This is a genomic window from Nitratifractor sp., assembly GCF_015487065.1.
Lineage (GTDB): Bacteria > Campylobacterota > Campylobacteria > Campylobacterales > Sulfurovaceae > Nitratifractor.
In genome coordinates this window covers 1-17,894 of record NZ_WFQN01000010.1, presented here as the reverse complement: position 1 = coordinate 17,894, position 17,894 = coordinate 1, and the positions used below count along the sequence as shown (strand labels likewise).

Sequence of the window (17,894 nt, the reverse complement as noted above, 5' to 3'; positions counted from 1 at the left end):
GCTGCATCGCGCCGCTGTTGAGGATGAACTCATGGCAGGAGCGGTGCCAGACGAAGATGGGGCGTTTCTTTTCGACTTGATCGAGAACGCCACGGTTGAGCGCCCCGTGGAAGGTCTGGTGAAATCCCCAGGTGAAGAGAGGTTTTTTCTTTTCGGGATCTTCCTTGTCCAGCTTGGCCAGAGCCTTCTTGATACGGGAGATGTACTCTCCGTGCCCTTCGGCCTTTTTGACATAGCCGCTGGGCAGGGCCCAATCTTCGATGGAGATGATCGTCGACTCCATCGAAAGCGCCCCGAGGAAGGGGTGGACGTGCTGAGCGACGAAGCCCGGGACGATGACCTTGTCCTCGAAGCGGCGGTCGATGCGGTAGGGCTGGTCCTTGAGGGCCTTTTGCAGCTCCTTGAGTCTGCCGACGGCCAGAATCCGATCCCCCTGGACGGCGATCGCTTCGGCGCTGGGATTGGTGGGGTCCATGGTGTGGATCTTACCGGCGGTATAGATCTGCACCTCCGGCAGGACCTTCATCCCCATCGCCACTTCCTGGAGGGTGACCCCTTTCGCTTTCTCTTCTGCGCTGAGGAGCGTACTGCCGGCCAGAATCCCCAGGGTCCCCTGGAGGAAGGTTCTACGTTTCATCTGTTCTCACTTTTTTATTGATTGATAGGAATCGAGCGTTCCGAAAAAACTTCCGGTCTTTCAAACGACGAGGAGGTTTCACTCGATGACGACAAAGGAGCACTCTACCCGTGAAACGGGCGCTTGCGTTTGCGACTGCCAGAGCTGTCGAGTGAAACCGGAGGGACAGAGCGCTCAATTTCTCTGCCAGGTCGAAGTTTCATTGTATCGAAGATTTTTCGGAAGGCTCTATTACGAAAACGCCGCGGGAAAGCCCCGCGACGATCGGATCTAGGACGCTTTATTTTTTGACGGCGTCTTTGATCGTCAACTCTTTGATCTCTTCCTTGCTATCCATGGGGATGACAACGATGTTTTTGGCGTTGAGGTCAAACTTGTTCAGGTCGATCATACGAATCCGGGAGTCGTTGTAAGTGCGGAAGTAGAAGCGCTTGCGCTTGAGGTCGTTGGCGCTGGTCCAGACAGTGTAGTCCGCTTCCACGTTGCCATGCTCGTCCTTCTTTTCTTCCCGGACGGTTCCGCGGGGGATGTCGAAGTTGTTGAGGATATGGAAGGCTTCCAGAACGGCATCATCGCCGGTCTTGGGCTGGAAGACCGCATGGCTGAAGAGCGCGGCGCGAACGAAACGGGAGGGAGGCGTGAAGTCGCCGGGGACCCCGTGCATACCCGCTCCCATTCCAAAGGGCTTGAGAACCACGCCGCCGACCTTGAGCTCTTTGACCGGCTTGAGTGAAACGTTGATGTAGTTACGCAGGTTGGTCATGTGCCAATCGAAAGTGGGAGAGTTGGCCATAACACCCAGAGGGTTGTCGTAGATCACGGGTTTGCCCTTGACGAACTCGATGACGATGCTCTTGCCGCTGGCGTCATGGACGACATAGTGTACCGGAGGAGCGAACCCCCAGGCTTTGAGCACGACGGAGGGAACGACTACTTTGTCGATGTTTTTGCGTACTTCGTCGACTGTGGCGAAATTTTCCAGGACCCAGGAACCGAACTCCCAGGGAGCGATGGTCTTGGAAGCCACGGCGTCGCTGTAGGGCATATACTTCGCCGTTCCGGGGAAATAGAAGGTTCCGACCGCCAGCCCTTTTTCGTTCAGGCCGTCGAAGATATAGGGCAGATCCACACCGTTGGCGCCGATGGTGGCGTACTTGGTCTTCCACTGCAACCCCTTCTTGCCGTCGGGAGTGGTACCGCTGCGCTGATAGTTCCGGGGAATGACTACGACGTTGGACTTGAGGTCCACGGCGAACTCCAGGGTCCGGGCGTGAACGACCGTACCGTCTTTGGCCTTGAGCCGGATACCGGTACAGGCATCAGCCGTCGTGATGCCCAGAGTCAGGGCCAATGCCGCCACCATGGCGACGCTTCGTTTTTTCAAATTCATTGTTTCTCCTTTTGTTTTGGTTGACAGAATTTCTCGAAAGTCTTTTCGTCCTTGTTGAAACCTACCTCTTTGGCCAGTTCCCAGGGACGAACGCACTTGTCGATCCGTTCGCACCAATGATAGCCCGCGCTGCCGATGCAGCCGTGGGCATCACGATCCGATCCGGTCTTGCCCTGCTGCGGGGCAACAGTTTCCTGATTTTTGTCACCCTCCTTCGGCTGACCGCAGGCAGTGAACGTCAGCAGAACGAAAAAAATAGCTGATTCGGCAATTTTGACCATTGACCCCTCCTTTCCAGCAAAAAAAAGAGGTGTGCACACCTACCCTCCTTCTTACTTTATCTCACATACTATACCTGTTTTATGGACCAAATGAAAGGAGAGAAGATGGATAAGAGTGATAAGCAATTAGATTTTTGTATTGGCAACCTGCTGTCTCAAACTTTTTGAAGACAACAGTTTCAGAGTCGAATCCGTTGAACAAACTCAAGCTGGAGGGGCTCGCCTGCCAACGTGTCGATCTCTTGTTTCAACTGGTGCACTTCACTGCTGTTGAGAGGGCTGGAGACCACCAGATCGCAGATCAGCCGATCCATCTTCCCGTGTCTCATCTCCAAACGGTCGATGCGCGCCTCTTTGCCTCCGATAAGGAAGCGGTGCGTTTCGAGTCGATGGATCAGTTCAGCGTCCCTCGCCATCTGACGGAAAGAGAGGGTCAAGGGCACTGCCACTAGGGCCACAATGATAATCCCGAAAGTGAGACCCTTTTTCGCTCGATACAGTGGAGAAAACCCCATCAGCATGAAAACCAGGGCTGCCGCCAGGACAATCCCGGCAAAGTTGGTCAGAAAAAGCAGCAGTGCGTGGTAGAACATGGGCAGATTTCCCCACCCCAATCCGATACCTGCCATGGAGAGAGGAGGAACCAAGGCTACGGCAATGGCTACCCCGACCAGGGAACCGCTGATTTTCGGATTGTTTTTGGCATAGGCGGCGGCAATACCGGAGACTACCGCCACCATCAGGTCCAAAAGCGTCGGGTGAAGACGCCCCGCCATCTCTGACGTCACCTCACGAAAAGGCAACAGCCAGGCGACACTCATGGCGCTCACCAGAACCAGTCCCACCCCGGCGGCAACGGTCCGAAGTGATCCATAGGCCAGAGAAGCGTCCCAGCGCAGCATCCCCATGGAGAAGGTCACAATAGGCTGCATCAGAGGTGCCAGGAGCATCGCGCCGATAACGACCGAGGCACTGTTGAGGAAAAGGCCCACCGTCGCCAGCAGGGTGCTCAGGATCATCAGCATCATAAAGGTGCCGGTAAGTCTCCCCTCCTGGCGCAACGCCGCAAAGAGCTCCCGATACTCCTGCTCGCTGGCATGGGTCAGGAAGGGGAGACGTTTGCGGGCATAATCCACCGCCTCATCCCCCTGAGGAAGATGATCGATACGCAGCGTTTCTTTGTCATTCTGGGTGGGATGGTTATGTTCCCAGAAACCCTCGGCGGCACAAAAGCGGACCGCTTTGGGATGGACCTGAAACTCCACCGGTGTCGTCCCGATATCAACGCCGTCCACCGCCACATTGAGCGGAGGATCGCACTGGATACTCAGCGACTGGCTTTTTACCAATCCGACAGAGTCGGGCAGGGATTGTTGACGAAAACGCGCATAGATCGTGACGAAAAGATGATGAATGTAGGAGACAATGGAGAGCGGAGAGATCAGAAATGCCCGCAGCTGACCGTCGTTGTAGCTGCTGTCCTGCAAAAGGTTGGAAGCGAAGGTGCTCGACTCTCGGTTGAAGACCAGGACACCGGTCAATGCGGTTTCAAAGGATTGTCCTTTGGCCGTGGTGACATCCGCACGAACCTTTCTCAGATCCCGCAGCCTCGCCATGGCTTCAAAAAAGAGCTCCAGCTTGTTCTGCTCCAGATCATCGTTCATAAAAGCGTTATGAAAGGCGAGCGGAGGCGCCTCTCCTACCAGGGCGTTGTAGAAAACCAGATTCTTGCCTGCATAGAGCAGGTCCAGAGGCTTAGGTTGAGCCGCCGCCAGGATCTCCATGGCTTCGGCAGGATCATCGGGCAGTCCAAGCAACCTTTGCAGACGTCTCTGCTTGGGTGTGGGAAGGATCCCGATTGTAAAACTCTCCCTCTCGGCACTGATAATCATAGTTTTGATATAGTTCAGCGAGCCGTAAACCGCAACACAATCCCCCTCCCTTACCTTCGCAGAGTGAAACCTTCGGCCATCGATCGGCGTCCATCCCGATTCACTGAAAGAGTTCAAAAGTTCTTGTGTCAGTGTTTCATCGTCAGCTTCATAGACAAAAAATCTTCGCTGCTGCTCTTTTATACTCTGCTTCTCTTCTCCACTCCCCATCACGCTACTCTCTGCCCTCTTTGTCGAGCCGGTCCACTAGGCGGATACTCTCGATGGCGTTTTGCAGGATCTGCTTCGTGGAGCTCAGAGGCTTCATCCGCAGGTTGGTGTTTTTCTTGTCCAGGCTCTGATCCTGCAAAATCTCCATCACCTCCTTTTCCAGTTCCCGGAATATCTCGTTGAACTTCTTTTCAATAAATTCTATCTCCACGCCATGACTCCTTTTAATAAATCCCAACCAAAATCATTCACCATTCATCATTAATCATTCATCACTTTGTTTTCGGCCGGAAGGCCTGGATCACCCCGTCGTTGGTCACCATATAGCCCGCCCCGATCAGATCGAGACAGTAGGGCACGGCGGGGAAGACCGCATCCAGGCACTCCCGGATCGATTTGGGTTTGCCGGGCAGGTTGATAATCAGAGAGTTGCAGCAGACCCCTGCCGTCTGGCGGGAGAGAATCGCCGTGGGGACATACTGCAGGCTCACCGCCCGCATCTGCTCCCCGAAGCCCGGCAAAATCTTGTCACAGACCGCCAGGGTCGCATCCACCGTCACATCCCGCGGTGCCGGACCGGTTCCGCCGGTAGTAACCACCAGATCGCACTTTTTGTCCCGGGAGAGGTCCAGCAGCGCCTCTTCGATGATGTGCCGCTCATCCGGGACGCACCGGTAATAGAACTCGATCTCGTTCTTGAGATACTCCTGCATCGTCTCCATGATCGCCTTGCCTGATTCGTCCTCGTAAATCCCCTGGCTGGCCCGGTCACTCGTGGTGACGACCCCGATATTTATCTTGTCCATCGTTGACTCCTTATGACTATAGAATATCTGAAAAAATCAAGAGCTTAAAAATTCTCGTCATTCCGGACGCGATCCGGAATCCAGGGGTTAAATTACCGAACATTCTGTGGATCCTGAATCAAGTTCAGGATGACGAATCCCCCATGCACAACACTCTATGATTATACCTTCAAAAGCACTCTATCCAGCAACCGGGTACTCAAAACCCGCTTGGCGATACCGAATATCCAGGTGGCCTTGGTGATATAGTAACGGGGAGCGGGACGGTCGCTGAGGATGATCCGATGAACCACCGACGCCACTGCCTCTGGGGGCAGGTTGAAAGGGACCTTCCGGCTCTCACCCCGGAGGGCCTTGCGGTAGAAACCGCGCCAGCGGGAGCCTTCGATGTCGATCCGCTCCAGGGTCTTGATGGCATTGGCGCGGAAGTTGCTGGTAACGGGGCCGGTATTGAGGAGGCTCACATGGATATTTGACCCCTCCAGCTCCAACCGCAGGGTGTCGGTGAGCCCTTCGACGGCATATTTGCTGGCGTTGTAGCCCCCCCGCATGGGCAGGGCTATCAGTCCCAGGACCGAGCTGTGCTGAATGATCTTGCCACCGCCCTGACGACGCATCACCCTCAAAATCTGACGGGTGCACTCGTGCAGGCCGATGACGTTGGTCTCGAACTGCTCCCGCAGCGCCTCGGCAGGCAGATCCTCCACCGCCCCCAGTTGGCCGTAGCCGGCGTTGTTGAACCAGACATCGATCCTGCCTTCTTTTGAAAGGACCTCCCGGATCACCGCGGCGATCTCCTCGGGCTTGCGCACATCCAGCCGCATCGCCCCCTCGAACCCCGCTGCCCGAAGCTCCGCCACCTCCTCGTCGGTCCGCGCCGTCGGATAGACCCGGCAGAGCCTCTGGTGCAGATACTCCGCCGTCACCCGCCCGATCCCGCTGGAACAGCCGGTGATGACGACAACAGGATTTGCCGTCTCCTGAACATTCATATTCTCATTCTCCATTCTCCATTTTCGATTTAGGCCTCTGAAAAAATCCGTCATTCCGGACTTGATCCGGAATCCAAGGCTCGGAATGCCCACTATGCTGTAGATCCTAAATCGAGTTCAGGATGACAAATCGTTTTGACTCAGTTTTCAGAGAACCCAATATTCTATACAATCCATCATCCAAAATCCAAAATTCACCTCAGAAAGTGCCCCGCCTCCCGAAAGCGGTAGGTGGCCGTAGCCAGGGGAATGAAAAACTCCAGTGCCCCTTTGGCGTCGATGATCCGGTCTTTCTCTCCGATGAAAACCTCGATCACCGTCCCCCGCTCTCGAAGCTTCTGGAGTTTTTCCTCCTCCCAGCGGTAGCGCAGCAGCTCCTCCAGCTCTTCGAACGTTCCCTCTTTGAGGTAGGGGTTCAGGTCGATCAGGGCCGGAGAGACGGCGCGGGTGAGGAAGTTTCGGCGATAACTTTCGGGGTCTTTGCGGAAAGCCTCTAGCTGCAGGGTAATGAAGCGCTCTTTTTTGCTCTGGAAAAAGGCGGGAGAGAAGAGAAGCAGACGGTCGATCCGGTGGGGAGTCGCCAGGGCGTATTCCAACGCCCGGATCGCCCCGTAGCTGAAGCCGGCGACGGCGTAGTCACTTTGCACCAGCCAGTCGGAGAAGAGCTCCGCCTCCCCTTCCAGGCTGAAACCGCTAAAATAGATCACGCAGGATCCTCCTCGCCTCCTCCTCACGGATGTTTTCGTGCTCCAGCAGCCAGGCTTCGATGGCTTCGCGGGCCTGGCGCAGCTTGAGAAGCATCGCCTCCGCCTCCCGGTAAAGCTCCGTCAGAAGTTTCTCCACCTCCTCCTCTCTCGCTATCAGATGCTCTCCCATCCCGTAGTCATGGATCAGTCGCCTCGCTTCGGCAATGGCGGCCGCCTGGTCCTCAGCGGCATTGCTGTACTGTTCGCCGAAGACGGCCTGGGTAGCGGCGGAGCCTGCCAGAAGCACCTTGATCCTGGCCATCAGGTCGCTCCGGGAGTTGATCTCCCGCTCCGCCTCCCGCATCCGGGTGGTGACGATGCCGATCATTTCGTAAGGCACATCCAGCCAGGTGGCCACCAGGGCTTTGCCCGACTGATAGACCGCCTGGATCCGGCGTTCCTCTTCGGAGAAACTCAGAATCCTGCGCTTGCCGGAGATCACCGTCTCGCGTACCGCCTCGAAATCCTCCTCTTCGATCTGCTTGCCGACCCGTCGCAGGGCGTGCAGTGCCGCTTCGTTGACCAGGGTGGAAAGGGCCGCCGCGCTGAAGCCCACCGTGGAACGGGCCAGCTCCTCCAGGTCCAGCTCGTGGGGTTTGCCGCGGAGATAGAGCTCCAGAATCTTCCGGCGATCCTCCATATCGGGCAGGGAGAGGTGGACCCGCCGATCGAAACGGCCGGGGCGCAGGAGCGCCTGATCGAGCATCTCGATCCGGTTGGTGGCCGCCATGACGATCACGCCGCTGTCGCTCTCGAAGCCGTCCATCTCGGTCAGGAGCTGATTGAGGGTCGCTTCCCGCTCCTCGTTGCGCAGGCTTCCCCGGTGGCGACCCACGGCGTCTATCTCGTCGATGAAGATGATCGCCGGCGCCGCTTTTTTGGCCGCCTGGAAAAGCTCGTGGACCCGCCGCGGGCCCATCCCCACGTAGATCTCTACGATATTGGCACCGCTCTGGTAGAAGAAGGGAACACCGGCCTCGCCGGCCACCGCCTTGGCCATCAGGGTCTTGCCCACCCCCGGAGGCCCCGCCAGCAGGACCCCCTTGGGGAGGCGGATGTCGAACTTTTTGTAGCGGGCCGGTTTTTTGAGGAAATCGATGATCTCCCGCAGATCGCGCTTGACCTCCTCACTACCGGCTACATCGTCGAAACGGACTCGGGAACGGGTGGGGGTGATACTCTCACGAACCGGAATCTCCCGTTCCCCCTCCGCCGTTTCAACCCGGCGTGCTGTCTCCAGACGGTCCCGGCGGGAGAGGTAGTAGATCACCACCGCCAACCCTACCAGGACCAGCAGCAGGAGAATCAGTCCCAGATTGAGCATATCCCATTTTTTGTGGATCTCGATGGGGTACTCCCGACCCACCTTTTTCAGATCCACTGCCGAGACGGGGACCCGATAAAGCATCTTGGAGGTACGCACATAGAGGTAGGGATCCTCCCGGACGATCCGGGTGATGAGCTTCTTCTGGGCCAGGAGGTCCAGCTGATCGCCGGTGATGAGCCGGGAGCCGTCGCGTAGGGCCAGGAAAAGCCCGATGACCAGCAAAAAGCCCACCAGGCCGGCGATGATACGGAAATTCTTAGAGCGAAAATCGGGCATGATTCTCCTTTTGGCCTGCTTCCACTTCGTTGAGCAGCAGCCAGGTGTTGGCCAGGTCTTCGTCGCTTTCGATCTTCACCTTGTTGTAATACTGATCGAAACCCTGATAGATCCCCTCGCTGCCGTTTTCGACCAGAACCGTCAGATCCCGGGTATGTGCCCGGCGGAAGCGGAGGTTTTTTCCCCGGATCGTCTCGGTCAACTCCCGGTGGCGGGCCTTGGCGATATCGCCCCGGACTCTGGACAGATCCATCCCCGCCGAAGCGGTCCCCTCCCTGGGCGAATAGGTGAAGGCGTGGATATGAGTCAGGGGTAGCTCCCGGATCCGATCCATCGCTTCACTCCACTCCGCTTCACCCTCTCCCGGATGCCCGACGATGAAATCGGTCCCCAGGGCGTAGCCCCGCTCCGCCAGCTCCTCGAAGAGCTTCCGGTCCTCAGGATAGCGGTTGCGGCGGTTCATCAGCTCCAGCATCCGGTCGGAGGTGTGCTGCAGGGCGATATGCAAATGCCGCGCCATCCAGGGCTCGCCCAGCAGCTCCTTGAACTCCGCGTCGATCTGGATCGGCTCCAGGCTCCCGATGCGGATCCGGCGCACTCCGCGGATCATGCTCAGTCGTTTGAGCAGCTGCGCCATGGAGCTTCCCCGGTCCCGGCCGTAGCTACCGACGTTGGTCCCGGTGAGGATGAATTCGCCGAAACCGTTGGCGGCCAGACGCCGCACCTGCTCCAGGATCTGGTTCTCCTCGTGGCTGCGGGCGTTGCCCCGGACGAAGGGGATGATGCAGTAGCTGCAGCGGAAATCACATCCCTCCTGGATCTTGATGAAGGCCCGGCTCTTCCCGACAAATTCGCTGACGACCGTGGAGTCCACATGCTCCAGATCCCCGATCTCATAGAAGCCCTCGGGGCGGTGGAGGATCTCGTTGATCCGCTCTTTCTCCGAATGGCCCATGACACCGTGGACCCGCCCCTGGGCCAGGAGCTCCTCCCCTTTGGAATGGGCCCCGCAGCCCGCCAGGACCACGCGGGCCTTGGGATTGCGGCGCTTCAGGGCGTTGATGTAGCCCCGCACCGTGGCGTCGGCCCCGTTGGTGACGGTGCAGGAATTGACGACGACCACGTCGGCCTCCGTCTCCTCGGTGCAGAGGTCGAAATCCTCCAGGCGGCTCATCATCACCTGGGTGTCAAACTGGTTAGTCCGGCAGCCGAAAGTTTTGAAGTAGACCTTTTCCCGGCTCACAGGGGGACCTCTCTGCTGGCGGTTTCCTCAGGCTCCTGCGGCACTTCGGGAGGCAGTTCGGGGTGCGGGATCGGCCGCTGCATATAGACCGACTGGGTGGGATAGGCCAACGCGATCTCTTTCTCCTCCCGGATCCGCTCCAGGATCTCGCTGCTGATGGTGCTGCGCAGCGTCAGGGTAGCGAAGGCGTTGGTGAGGTACCAGACGCTGACCCGGATCCCGTAGCTCTCGACGAAGGTATAGACCCTCGGCTCCACGTTGGTGTTTTTGAGGTGGTAGCTGCTGCGGAGCTTGTTGAGCTGTTTGCGGGTGATGTCGGTGTAGCCTTTGGAGTATTTCTTGGCCACCTCTTTGGCGATGGCGGCGGCTTTGGAGGCATCGGAATCGTAGGTGATGTTGAAATCGATCCCGTCCCAGACCGTCTTGAGCCCGGCGTGGGAGTAGTTGGCGATCATGTCGGTGAAGATGTAGTTGTTGGGGACGAAGATGATCCGGCCTGCCCGGCGGTTGTGCATATAGGTGGTCAGGGTGATATCCTCCTGGACCGTCATCCGCAGCAGGGAGATATCCACCACGTCCCCCACATATTCGGCGCCGTTGCGGACCACTTTGATCCGGTCGCCCACATGGATGCTGCCACCCAGCACGATGACGAACCAGCCCATCATCGACATGAACCAGTCCTTCATGGCGATGGCGATCCCCGCCGAGGCGAAGCCCAGGATCGTCACCAGATAGTTGACATTCTCGATGTAGGCAAAGAGCAGGACCATCACCAGAACCGTGATGAAAAGAAGGTTGGCCACTTTGTTGACGGTATAGAAGCTCTCCTTGTCCGACATATACTTGCGGACCAGATGCTTGAAGATCAGAAAGAGGATGAAAAGGAAGAGTAGAATCCCGGCAATGGTGGCGGCTTTGTGAATCTCCCGGCGAATCTCTTCGCTCACCTTGAGGCGGATCTCTTCGATCTTTTTGTTGTAGACCTCCAAAGTAGTTTTGAAAATCTCGTAGGTAGGCAGTAGGGTATCCAGCTTGTGGGTCAGCGTCGCCAGGCGCTGTTTCAGCCGGGCATCGTCAGGACGGTAGCGCAGCATCTGATGCACCAATTCCTGCTCCTTGCGCAGCGTATCGATCGTCTGTTCCAGTGAGCGGAAATTTTCGGCATAAAGCTGCTGATCGCTTTGAAGTTTTTTGAGATAACTGAAGGCGGTGATGATGCCGAAGGGATTGCCGATGTGGGGCGTCTCTCCCGTTGCCGGCGGTTCGAGAAGCCGCTTGAAGGGATCGTGCTGAAATTCATTCAGGAGTTGCAGCTTGCCCACATTGGTCTGGCGCTCGAGGATATAGGCTTCGAGTTTCTTTTGCTCCTGAGGAGTCAGTTTGGGTTTGTGCTTGAGTTTGAAGATCTCATGGATCAGCTCATCCTGACGCTTCTTCAGCCGCTGGTAAGTGGCATAGCTGCTGTAGATTTTGGTCCAGATGTTGTCGGCGTCGCTCTTTTGATCCAGACTCTGAAGTTGCTGTTTCAATCGGTCGAAACGATTCTGTCCCGCCGGAGAGAGGCGCACCGTGCTACGGTTGTCCGCCGGTTTTGCAGCCGCATTACCGTTCCTGACAGCGGCGACCGGAGCAGCGAAACTGACGAGACTCGTCAGGAGCACTATTCCGGCGACTAGCAGGATCTTTCGCTTCATTTTGCCTCCGCAAAGCGTTCGAGGACGGCGATCACCTCCTCGGCCGGGATATCGTCCCTCATCGTATGGGTGCCGATCCCCCCGCCGGGGAGGACGAACTTGATCCGGTCGTTCATGCTCTTTTTGTCCAGATAGAAGTGTTCATAAAACGCCCGGGGATCCCGGACGGTGTACTCCACCGGCAGGCCCCACTTCTGCAGCAGGTCCCGGATCCGCTCCGCCTCCCGGCAGCTGAGCAGCCCCAGATTCGTCGCCAGTTCGTTGGCCATGACCATGCCGATGGCCACCGCCTCGCCGTGGAGATAGAGGGAGTAGCCCGTCTCGTTCTCGATCACATGGCCGAAGGTGTGGCCGTAGTTGAGCACGGCACGCACGCCGGACTCTTTTTCATCCTGATTGACCACGTCGGCCTTGAGACGGACGGATCGGGCGATCATCTCCACCGCTACCGCCGGGTCTTTCAGGTCGCTTGCTTCCAGAAACTCGAAAAACTCCCGGTCGAACATCACCGCCATCTTGACCACTTCGGCGATCCCGGCGGCATACTCCCGCTCCGGCAGCGTCGTCAGAAAGGCCGGGTCGATATAGACCGCCTCAGGCTGGTAGAAGGCCCCGATGAGATTCTTGCCCCAACGGTTGTTGACCCCGGTCTTGCCCCCGACGCTGGCATCCACCTGGCTCAGCAGTGTCGTGGGCATCTGGACGAAACCGATCCCCCGCTGGTAGAGGCTGGCGGCGAATCCGGTCATATCCCCGATCACCCCGCCGCCCAGGGCGATCAGGAGCGAACGGCGGTCGAAGCGGGCTTCAAAGAGGCGGTCCAGGATCTGAAGCACCGTCTCCATGCTCTTGTACTCCTCCCCGTCGGGGAGCTCGATCACCTCCACCAGAGGCGCCTCCAGCTTCTCCAGGACCCGCTCCAGATGCAGCGGGGCGACCGTGGTATTGGTGACAATGGCCACTTTGCGGTCGTAATGAAGTTCAGGCAGCTCGTCGATGACGATATCGTAACGTTTGACGGCAGGTTGTCGGATCTCGATGGGGACGATCATCTCGGCACTCTTTCGGGTGGGGTGAATGAGAGATATTTTAGCGGAAAATTGGTTTGAAGCGGTAGTCAGCCCATCTCCACGGGGACGAGAAGCTTGGGATGTCGGATATTCTCCAGCAGATAATCGTCCACGTCAGTCGAGAGGAAAGGGAGGCGCCATTTGCTTTTGAGCCGCCGGACAAAGGGGGTAATCTGCAGTACATGCTCCATCTTGGCCAGTTCCCGGACGGGATTGGCCTGGCGCTCTTCGATCTTAATCGGATAGTGGAAGATATGGGAGAGATTCTCGAAATGCTCCACGACCCGTTTGTCGGCGGCAAAATCTCCCTCGGGATCGAAGCAGCAGAGGCAGAGAGAGAGCCCCAGGGCCTCGGAGATGTAGAAGCTGGTGGAGGAGATCGCCTCCATCTCCTCCTCGTCGCTCATGAGAATCACCGCTTCGCGAACCTGGGGCAGCGGCGTTTCGCCGAAGAGGTAGACCAGCTTTCTCAGATCGTGGACCTGTTCGAAAAGTTCCTCTTTGTGCAGGCACTCCAGAGAGAGGAAGATCAGCCCCACGTCGTAGCGCTGCATATCTCCGGTCAGCACGGTACTGCCCTTCTGGGCGGTATAGTCCACCAGGACATCCACCCGTTCCGACTCCAGACTCCGGATATCCTGCAGCAGCGAAAAATCACCGGGATTGACAACCCGGATCACCAGTTCCCTCTCCTCGAGCTTATCCAGCAGATAGAGCGCCTCCCGCAGATACGCTCTGGCCTGCTCCCGATCACGGCTCAGATCCAGGAAAAGGTAGAGGTTGCGCCCGAAGGGCTCCGGGAACATGCCGGTACGCTTCTGGATCCGCTGGAAAAGGTTGTTGAGCACCTGGGGACGGCCCACCAGCAGCAGAACATCCTGGGGTCGGATCATCGTGGCGTTGTTGGGCAGGAGCAGTTTGTTGTCCCGGTAGATGGCAGCGATCCGCCACTTGATCTGCTGGATCGACCCGACATGACGGTAGGCGAAAGGGCTGCCGAAAGGGACCATCACCTCCATGATCTCCCCCTCCCCCAGTCCGACGTTTCTGGCGATGACCGGCACACCGGGGAGAAGATTGTAGAGCTGGTTGGCCAGCATTTCGTTGCTGTTGAGCACCTGGGTACTGCTCTGTTTGAGTTTGCGAAAGGCGTTCCAGGAGTCCAGAAGAACCACCCGGATACGCTCATCGATCCGCCGGATATTTTTGAGAGATTCTCCCGCCTCCTCCAGAGTATCGAGGAGGATGAAGACGACGGAGAAATTGTGCTGGTTGAAGAGCTGACGCAGTTTGCTGTAGCTGGTGGGATCGAGAGTGAGACGCTCCATCGGCACTACCGGTTTGGAGGGGAAGGCGAACTCCCGGGGCGTCACGACGGTATAGGAGGTATCGGCAATCCGTTTGCTGTTGACAATCCGGACGAACTCTTCGGCCACCAGGCCGTCCGCCAGTATGAGGATATTCTTCATTCCACTCTTTTTTCGATAAAATCCGGCAAAGATTGCCTCGATCCCCCCGGAAGGATGGTCGGTTTCCACCATGCTTTCCGGCGGAGACCGGGGCGCTGCGAAGGGAGCATTATAGCACAATGCAGTTCCGTATCGATGCTACCGACGGCCGCGCCAGAGCCGCCACACTGACCACGGCCCACTCGGTGATCCGCACCCCCGTCTTCATGCCGGTAGGCACCGTCGGAGCGGTCAAAGCCCTGGACGCTCTGGACCTCCAGAGCCACCTGAGCCCCGAAATCATCCTGGGCAACACCTACCACCTCTATCTCCGTCCCGGCGACGCGATCGTCCGGCAGATGGGCGGGCTCCACGGTTTCACCCGCTTCCCCAAAAGCTTCTTGACCGACAGCGGGGGGTTTCAGGCCTTCAGCCTCAGCGACCGGGTCACCCATGCCGAGGACGGGATCACCTTCCGCAGCCACATCGACGGCTCCAAACACCACTTCACCCCCCAGAAGGTCCTGGACATCCAGTACAACCTGGGTTCGGACATCATGATGATCCTGGACGATCTGGTGGCTCTGCCCGCCGAGCCAAACCGGATCCGGGAGAGCATCGAGCGGACCACCCGCTGGGCTGAGCGCTCCATCGCCTATCATCGGCAAAAGCAGCAAGAAGGCGTGGGGATCGATCAGAATATCTTCGCCATCATCCAAGGCGGTACCGACAAGGCCTTTCGGAAAATCTCCGCCGAGGAACTCTGCGCGCTGGACTTCGACGGTTTCGCCATCGGAGGGCTCAGCGTGGGAGAGGCCAACCGGGAGATGTACGAGACCGTGGAGTGGACCACCCCCTTCATGCCTGAGGAGAAGCCCCGTTATCTGATGGGGGTGGGGACCCCCGAGGATCTGGTGGAAAACGTCGAGCGGGGCGTCGATATGTTCGACTGCGTCATGCCCACCCGCAACGCCCGAAACGGCACGCTCTTTACCAGCTTCGGCAAAGTCACCATCAAAGCGGCCCGCTACACCACCGACGAGGAACCCATTGATCCCGAGTGCGGCTGCATCGTCTGCCGTACCTACACCCGGGCCTACCTGCGCCACCTCTTCCGGGCCAAGGAGCTCACCTACTTCCGCCTGGCCACAATCCACAACCTCTACTACTACCTGGACCTGATGCGGCAAATGCGCGAAGCGATTCTGGCGGGAAAATTTGCGGAGTTCAAACGGGAGTTTTATAGGAAGAGAAAGGTAAATGCTGAGCGCTGAGCATTGAGTGCTCTGAAAATAGAGTCTTGTGATCGCGTCATCCTGAACTCGATTTAGGATCCACGATTTGATGGACATTCAAGCCCCTGGATTCCGGGTCAAGCCCGGAATGACGAAGGGATTTATGAACCTTTAATTGAAACTACACAGGACTTATGCCCTGCCCCTTGCGGGAATGAATCCTTATATCCTCTGTACCCTTTGCCGGGAATAAATTCCCGGTTCCGAAAGAAGCGTTGCATCGCAACGCCAACCGAAACTCCTCACTCCTAATTCCTCACTCCTCATTCTTCATTCAATCAGAGGTTCTTGCTCAGCTCCACATTGACGGTCCCGCTGCTGCCTACGGAGACCTCTTTGGCGACGCGGATATTCTGGGGGGTGTCATAGCCGCACTCCTGCCCGCAGCGAACTACGCCGATCACATAGTACTGCCCCGGCGGCACACCGTAGAAGGCAAAATGACCGGTGGCATCGGAGGTGGTGAAGCGCAGGTAGTTGAAAAGCCTCGGATCGGCTTTGTCCATCTTGCGGCCCCCCAGATAGCTCTGCTCGTACCACTGGCGGGAGTAACTGGTCACCGGATTGAGATAGAGGCGGGTCTGCTTGCCCAGGATCCGCTCTCCGTTGGCATTGATGACGGAGAGAGTTCCTTTGACTGTCGCGCGCCCGCTGCGGGCCAGACGGCTGTACTCCTCCACCGGGAAAGGAATACGGGGCACCGCCTGTTCACTCTGGACCGAGGTATTGAGATCGGAGACATCCACCGTGGACTGTTCGTTACCGCCGCTGCTGAATGTGCCTCCGGCACCGGGGAGAATCAGCTCCTGATGGACACAGCCGCTCAACAGGAGAAGCGACAGAAGTGCAATAAATGTTTTTGCTGTTTTTGACACGTTGCTTCCTTAGACGTTACTTCGATATTCTAAAATTCTGTTCTTTTACAAAGAGTTACGGATCCGCTTATTATACCCCAACAAGATTACAGAAGGTAAACTCTGCCGGGTAATCTTCTCTCATTTCCCCAGGCAAAACTCGCCGAACATCCGGTCCAGAATCTCCTCGCTCTCATAGGGTCGGGTGATCTGGGAGATGGCGCGGATCGCTTCCTGGATGTGGTAGCTGAAAAGTTCCAACTCCCCCGCCGACAGAGGGGCAAGGGCCGCCGCGATCTGCCGGGCGCACTCCTCGACCGCCTCGATCTGCCGGGCGGAGGCCAGCATCAGTTCCTCGTCCCGGCCCAAACTGTCGAGATGTTTCTCCAAAGCCTCCAGGAGATGGGCGAAGTTCCGGCGGGCACTGATCTCGAGGAGAGCAAAACGCTCAAGCCTCGGCTCTTCCAGGCGGCGGGGGAGATCGGTCTTGTTAAGCGCCACGATCAGCTCTTTGTCCTGCAGATCCTCCAGCCGTTTCAGGATCTCCTCGTCCTCCTCGTCCCAGGGGCGGGAGGCATCGAAAAGGGCGATAACGATCTCCGCCTCTTCCAGGGAAGCCAGCGAGCGCTCCACGCCGATCTTTTCCACCCGGTCTTCAGTCCGCCGGATCCCCGCCGTATCGATGATTCTCACGATATGGGAGCCGATACGGATCTGCTCTTCGATGGTGTCACGGGTGGTCCCGGCGATCTCGCTGACGATCGCCCGCTCGTAGCTCAACAGGGCGTTGAGCAGAGAGCTTTTGCCGACGTTGGGTTTGCCGACGATGGCCACACGGAAGCCTTCGATGAGGCCCCGACGTCGGCGGCTGCTCTGGACGATATGTTCCAGGGAGCTCTGCAGGCCGGTCAGCTGCTCCTTCAGCCCCTCGATCAGATCTTCGGGGATATCCTCTTCGGCATAGTCGATCATCACCTCGGAGTGGGCCAGAGCCCGCAGCAGCGCCTCCCGGCTCTCCTCCACGAAGCGACCCAGCTCTCCCTTGATCTGACGGGCCAGGATCCGGGCGGCATCGACACTTTTGGCTTCGATGATTTTGGCGATGGCCTCCGCTTCGCTCAGATCGATTTTGCCATTCAGGAATGCCCGTTTGCTGAACTCCCCCGGTTCCGCCAAACGGGCCCTGTGAGCGCGCGCACTCTCCAGGATCTGCTCCGCCACCACCAGTCCGCCGTGGGTCTGGAACTCCACGATCTCCTCCCCCGTATAGGAATGGGGCGCCTGGAAGTAGAGGACGATCCCCCGGTCGATCAGCTCTCCGGCGGCATCACAGAGGTCACAGAGCTGAGCGTGGCGGGGACGCAAAGAGGCGGAAGGAGCGATCCGGCGGGCGATCTCGGGAGCCCGTGGACCACTGAGGCGGATGATGGAGATGGAGGCGACACCGTGGGCCGTGGCGATCGCCGCGATGGTATCGTTCATCGCCGTCGGTTGTTGAACTCGTTGATGAGGACGTAGCGGCCGCCGTCACGCTGACGCTTGATCGCGACGTATTTGTCGGGGAACTCCTCCCGAAGCTGCTCCAGAGCGATCTGGACCAGGATCCCGTCCAAGGGGCGGGTCCGTCCCCACCCCTCCTGACGCACATGCTCGATCACCGGCTGGATATAGTGACGGATCATCTCCTGCTGGCTCGAGAGGAACTGGGCGATCTCCAGCTTGATGAAGAG

At 57.9% G+C, this 17,894-nt stretch carries 15 protein-coding genes and 2 pseudogenes; 1 reads left to right on the top strand and 16 read right to left on the bottom strand.

The features are described 5' to 3' along the window. From F8I07_RS00490 to F8I07_RS00430, 13 genes and pseudogenes are all read right to left on the bottom strand, one after another. A pseudogene (locus F8I07_RS00490) lies at nt 1–637 on the bottom strand (amidohydrolase); the annotation flags it as partial. A gap of 280 nt (nt 638–917) precedes the next feature. Further along, a complete protein-coding gene (locus tag F8I07_RS00485; protein WP_292654316.1) occupies nt 918–2,027 on the bottom strand; it encodes a choloylglycine hydrolase family protein in 1,110 nt (369 codons plus the stop codon). Beyond that, the gene (locus F8I07_RS00480) at nt 2,024–2,308 is read right to left on the bottom strand and encodes a peptidase (protein ID WP_292654313.1); all 285 of its coding nucleotides are present in this window, start codon (nt 2,306–2,308) and stop codon (nt 2,024–2,026) included. Before F8I07_RS00480 ends, F8I07_RS00485 begins: the two co-directional genes overlap by 4 nt. 179 nt (nt 2,309–2,487) lie before the next feature. Further along, nucleotides 2,488–4,410, bottom strand: coding sequence for a TIGR00341 family protein (locus F8I07_RS00475; protein WP_292654318.1), 1,923 nt, complete (start codon nt 4,408–4,410; stop codon nt 2,488–2,490). A 4-nt stretch (nt 4,411–4,414) separates the two neighbouring features. After that, nucleotides 4,415–4,621 carry a hypothetical protein gene (locus tag F8I07_RS00470; RefSeq protein WP_292654311.1) on the bottom strand — a complete coding sequence of 69 codons (207 nt, stop codon included), beginning with the start codon at nt 4,619–4,621 and terminating at the stop codon, nt 4,415–4,417. Nucleotides 4,622–4,682: 61 nt separating this feature from the next. Beyond that, complete coding sequence (gene mog, locus F8I07_RS00465; protein WP_292654307.1) at nt 4,683–5,216, bottom strand: molybdopterin adenylyltransferase; 534 nt, start codon at nt 5,214–5,216, stop codon at nt 4,683–4,685. Between the two features lie 161 nt (nt 5,217–5,377). Beyond that, a complete protein-coding gene (locus F8I07_RS00460; RefSeq protein ID WP_292654304.1) occupies nt 5,378–6,223 on the bottom strand; it encodes an SDR family NAD(P)-dependent oxidoreductase in 846 nt (281 codons plus the stop codon). A 179-nt stretch (nt 6,224–6,402) separates the two neighbouring features. After that, entirely contained in the window at nt 6,403–6,915 is a 513-nt protein-coding gene (gene bioV, locus F8I07_RS00455; protein ID WP_292654301.1) for a pimelyl-ACP methyl ester esterase BioV, read from the bottom strand. Beyond that, complete coding sequence (locus F8I07_RS00450; protein ID WP_292654297.1) at nt 6,902–8,557, bottom strand: AAA family ATPase; 1,656 nt, start codon at nt 8,555–8,557, stop codon at nt 6,902–6,904. The genes bioV and F8I07_RS00450 overlap by 14 nt, the downstream gene beginning before the upstream one ends. Next, nucleotides 8,538–9,800: a tRNA (N(6)-L-threonylcarbamoyladenosine(37)-C(2))-methylthiotransferase MtaB gene (gene mtaB / locus F8I07_RS00445; protein ID WP_292654295.1), complete on the bottom strand. Its 1,263-nt coding sequence runs from the start codon at nt 9,798–9,800 to the stop codon at nt 8,538–8,540. The genes F8I07_RS00450 and mtaB overlap by 20 nt, the downstream gene beginning before the upstream one ends. Further along, complete coding sequence (locus tag F8I07_RS00440) at nt 9,797–11,497, bottom strand: mechanosensitive ion channel domain-containing protein (RefSeq protein ID WP_292654292.1); 1,701 nt, start codon at nt 11,495–11,497, stop codon at nt 9,797–9,799. The genes mtaB and F8I07_RS00440 overlap by 4 nt, the downstream gene beginning before the upstream one ends. Continuing rightward, nucleotides 11,494–12,549: a 3-dehydroquinate synthase gene (gene aroB / locus F8I07_RS00435; protein ID WP_292654289.1), complete on the bottom strand. Its 1,056-nt coding sequence runs from the start codon at nt 12,547–12,549 to the stop codon at nt 11,494–11,496. The genes F8I07_RS00440 and aroB overlap by 4 nt, the downstream gene beginning before the upstream one ends. Before the next feature lie 65 nt (nt 12,550–12,614). Further along, entirely contained in the window at nt 12,615–14,036 is a 1,422-nt protein-coding gene (locus tag F8I07_RS00430) for a COG3400 family protein (protein ID WP_292654287.1), read from the bottom strand. A 119-nt stretch (nt 14,037–14,155) separates the two neighbouring features. Between F8I07_RS00430 and tgt the strand changes: the two genes are divergently transcribed. After that, entirely contained in the window at nt 14,156–15,289 is a 1,134-nt protein-coding gene (tgt, locus tag F8I07_RS00425; RefSeq protein WP_292654285.1) for a tRNA guanosine(34) transglycosylase Tgt, read from the top strand. 299 nt (nt 15,290–15,588) lie between these two features. Here the strand turns inward: tgt and F8I07_RS00420 are convergent, their stop codons facing one another. From F8I07_RS00420 to F8I07_RS00410, 3 genes and pseudogenes are all read right to left on the bottom strand, one after another. Beyond that, on the bottom strand, nt 15,589–16,185 hold the full coding sequence (locus tag F8I07_RS00420; protein WP_292654283.1) for a carboxypeptidase-like regulatory domain-containing protein: 597 nt from the start codon (nt 16,183–16,185) through the stop codon (nt 15,589–15,591). 120 nt (nt 16,186–16,305) lie between these two features. Next, nucleotides 16,306–17,646, bottom strand: a complete 1,341-nt coding sequence (gene mnmE, locus F8I07_RS00415; protein WP_292654281.1) for a tRNA uridine-5-carboxymethylaminomethyl(34) synthesis GTPase MnmE — start codon at nt 17,644–17,646, stop codon at nt 16,306–16,308. Further along, nucleotides 17,643–17,894: pseudogene (locus F8I07_RS00410) on the bottom strand (protein jag); the annotation flags it as partial. The gene mnmE and the pseudogene F8I07_RS00410, both read right to left, overlap by 4 nt.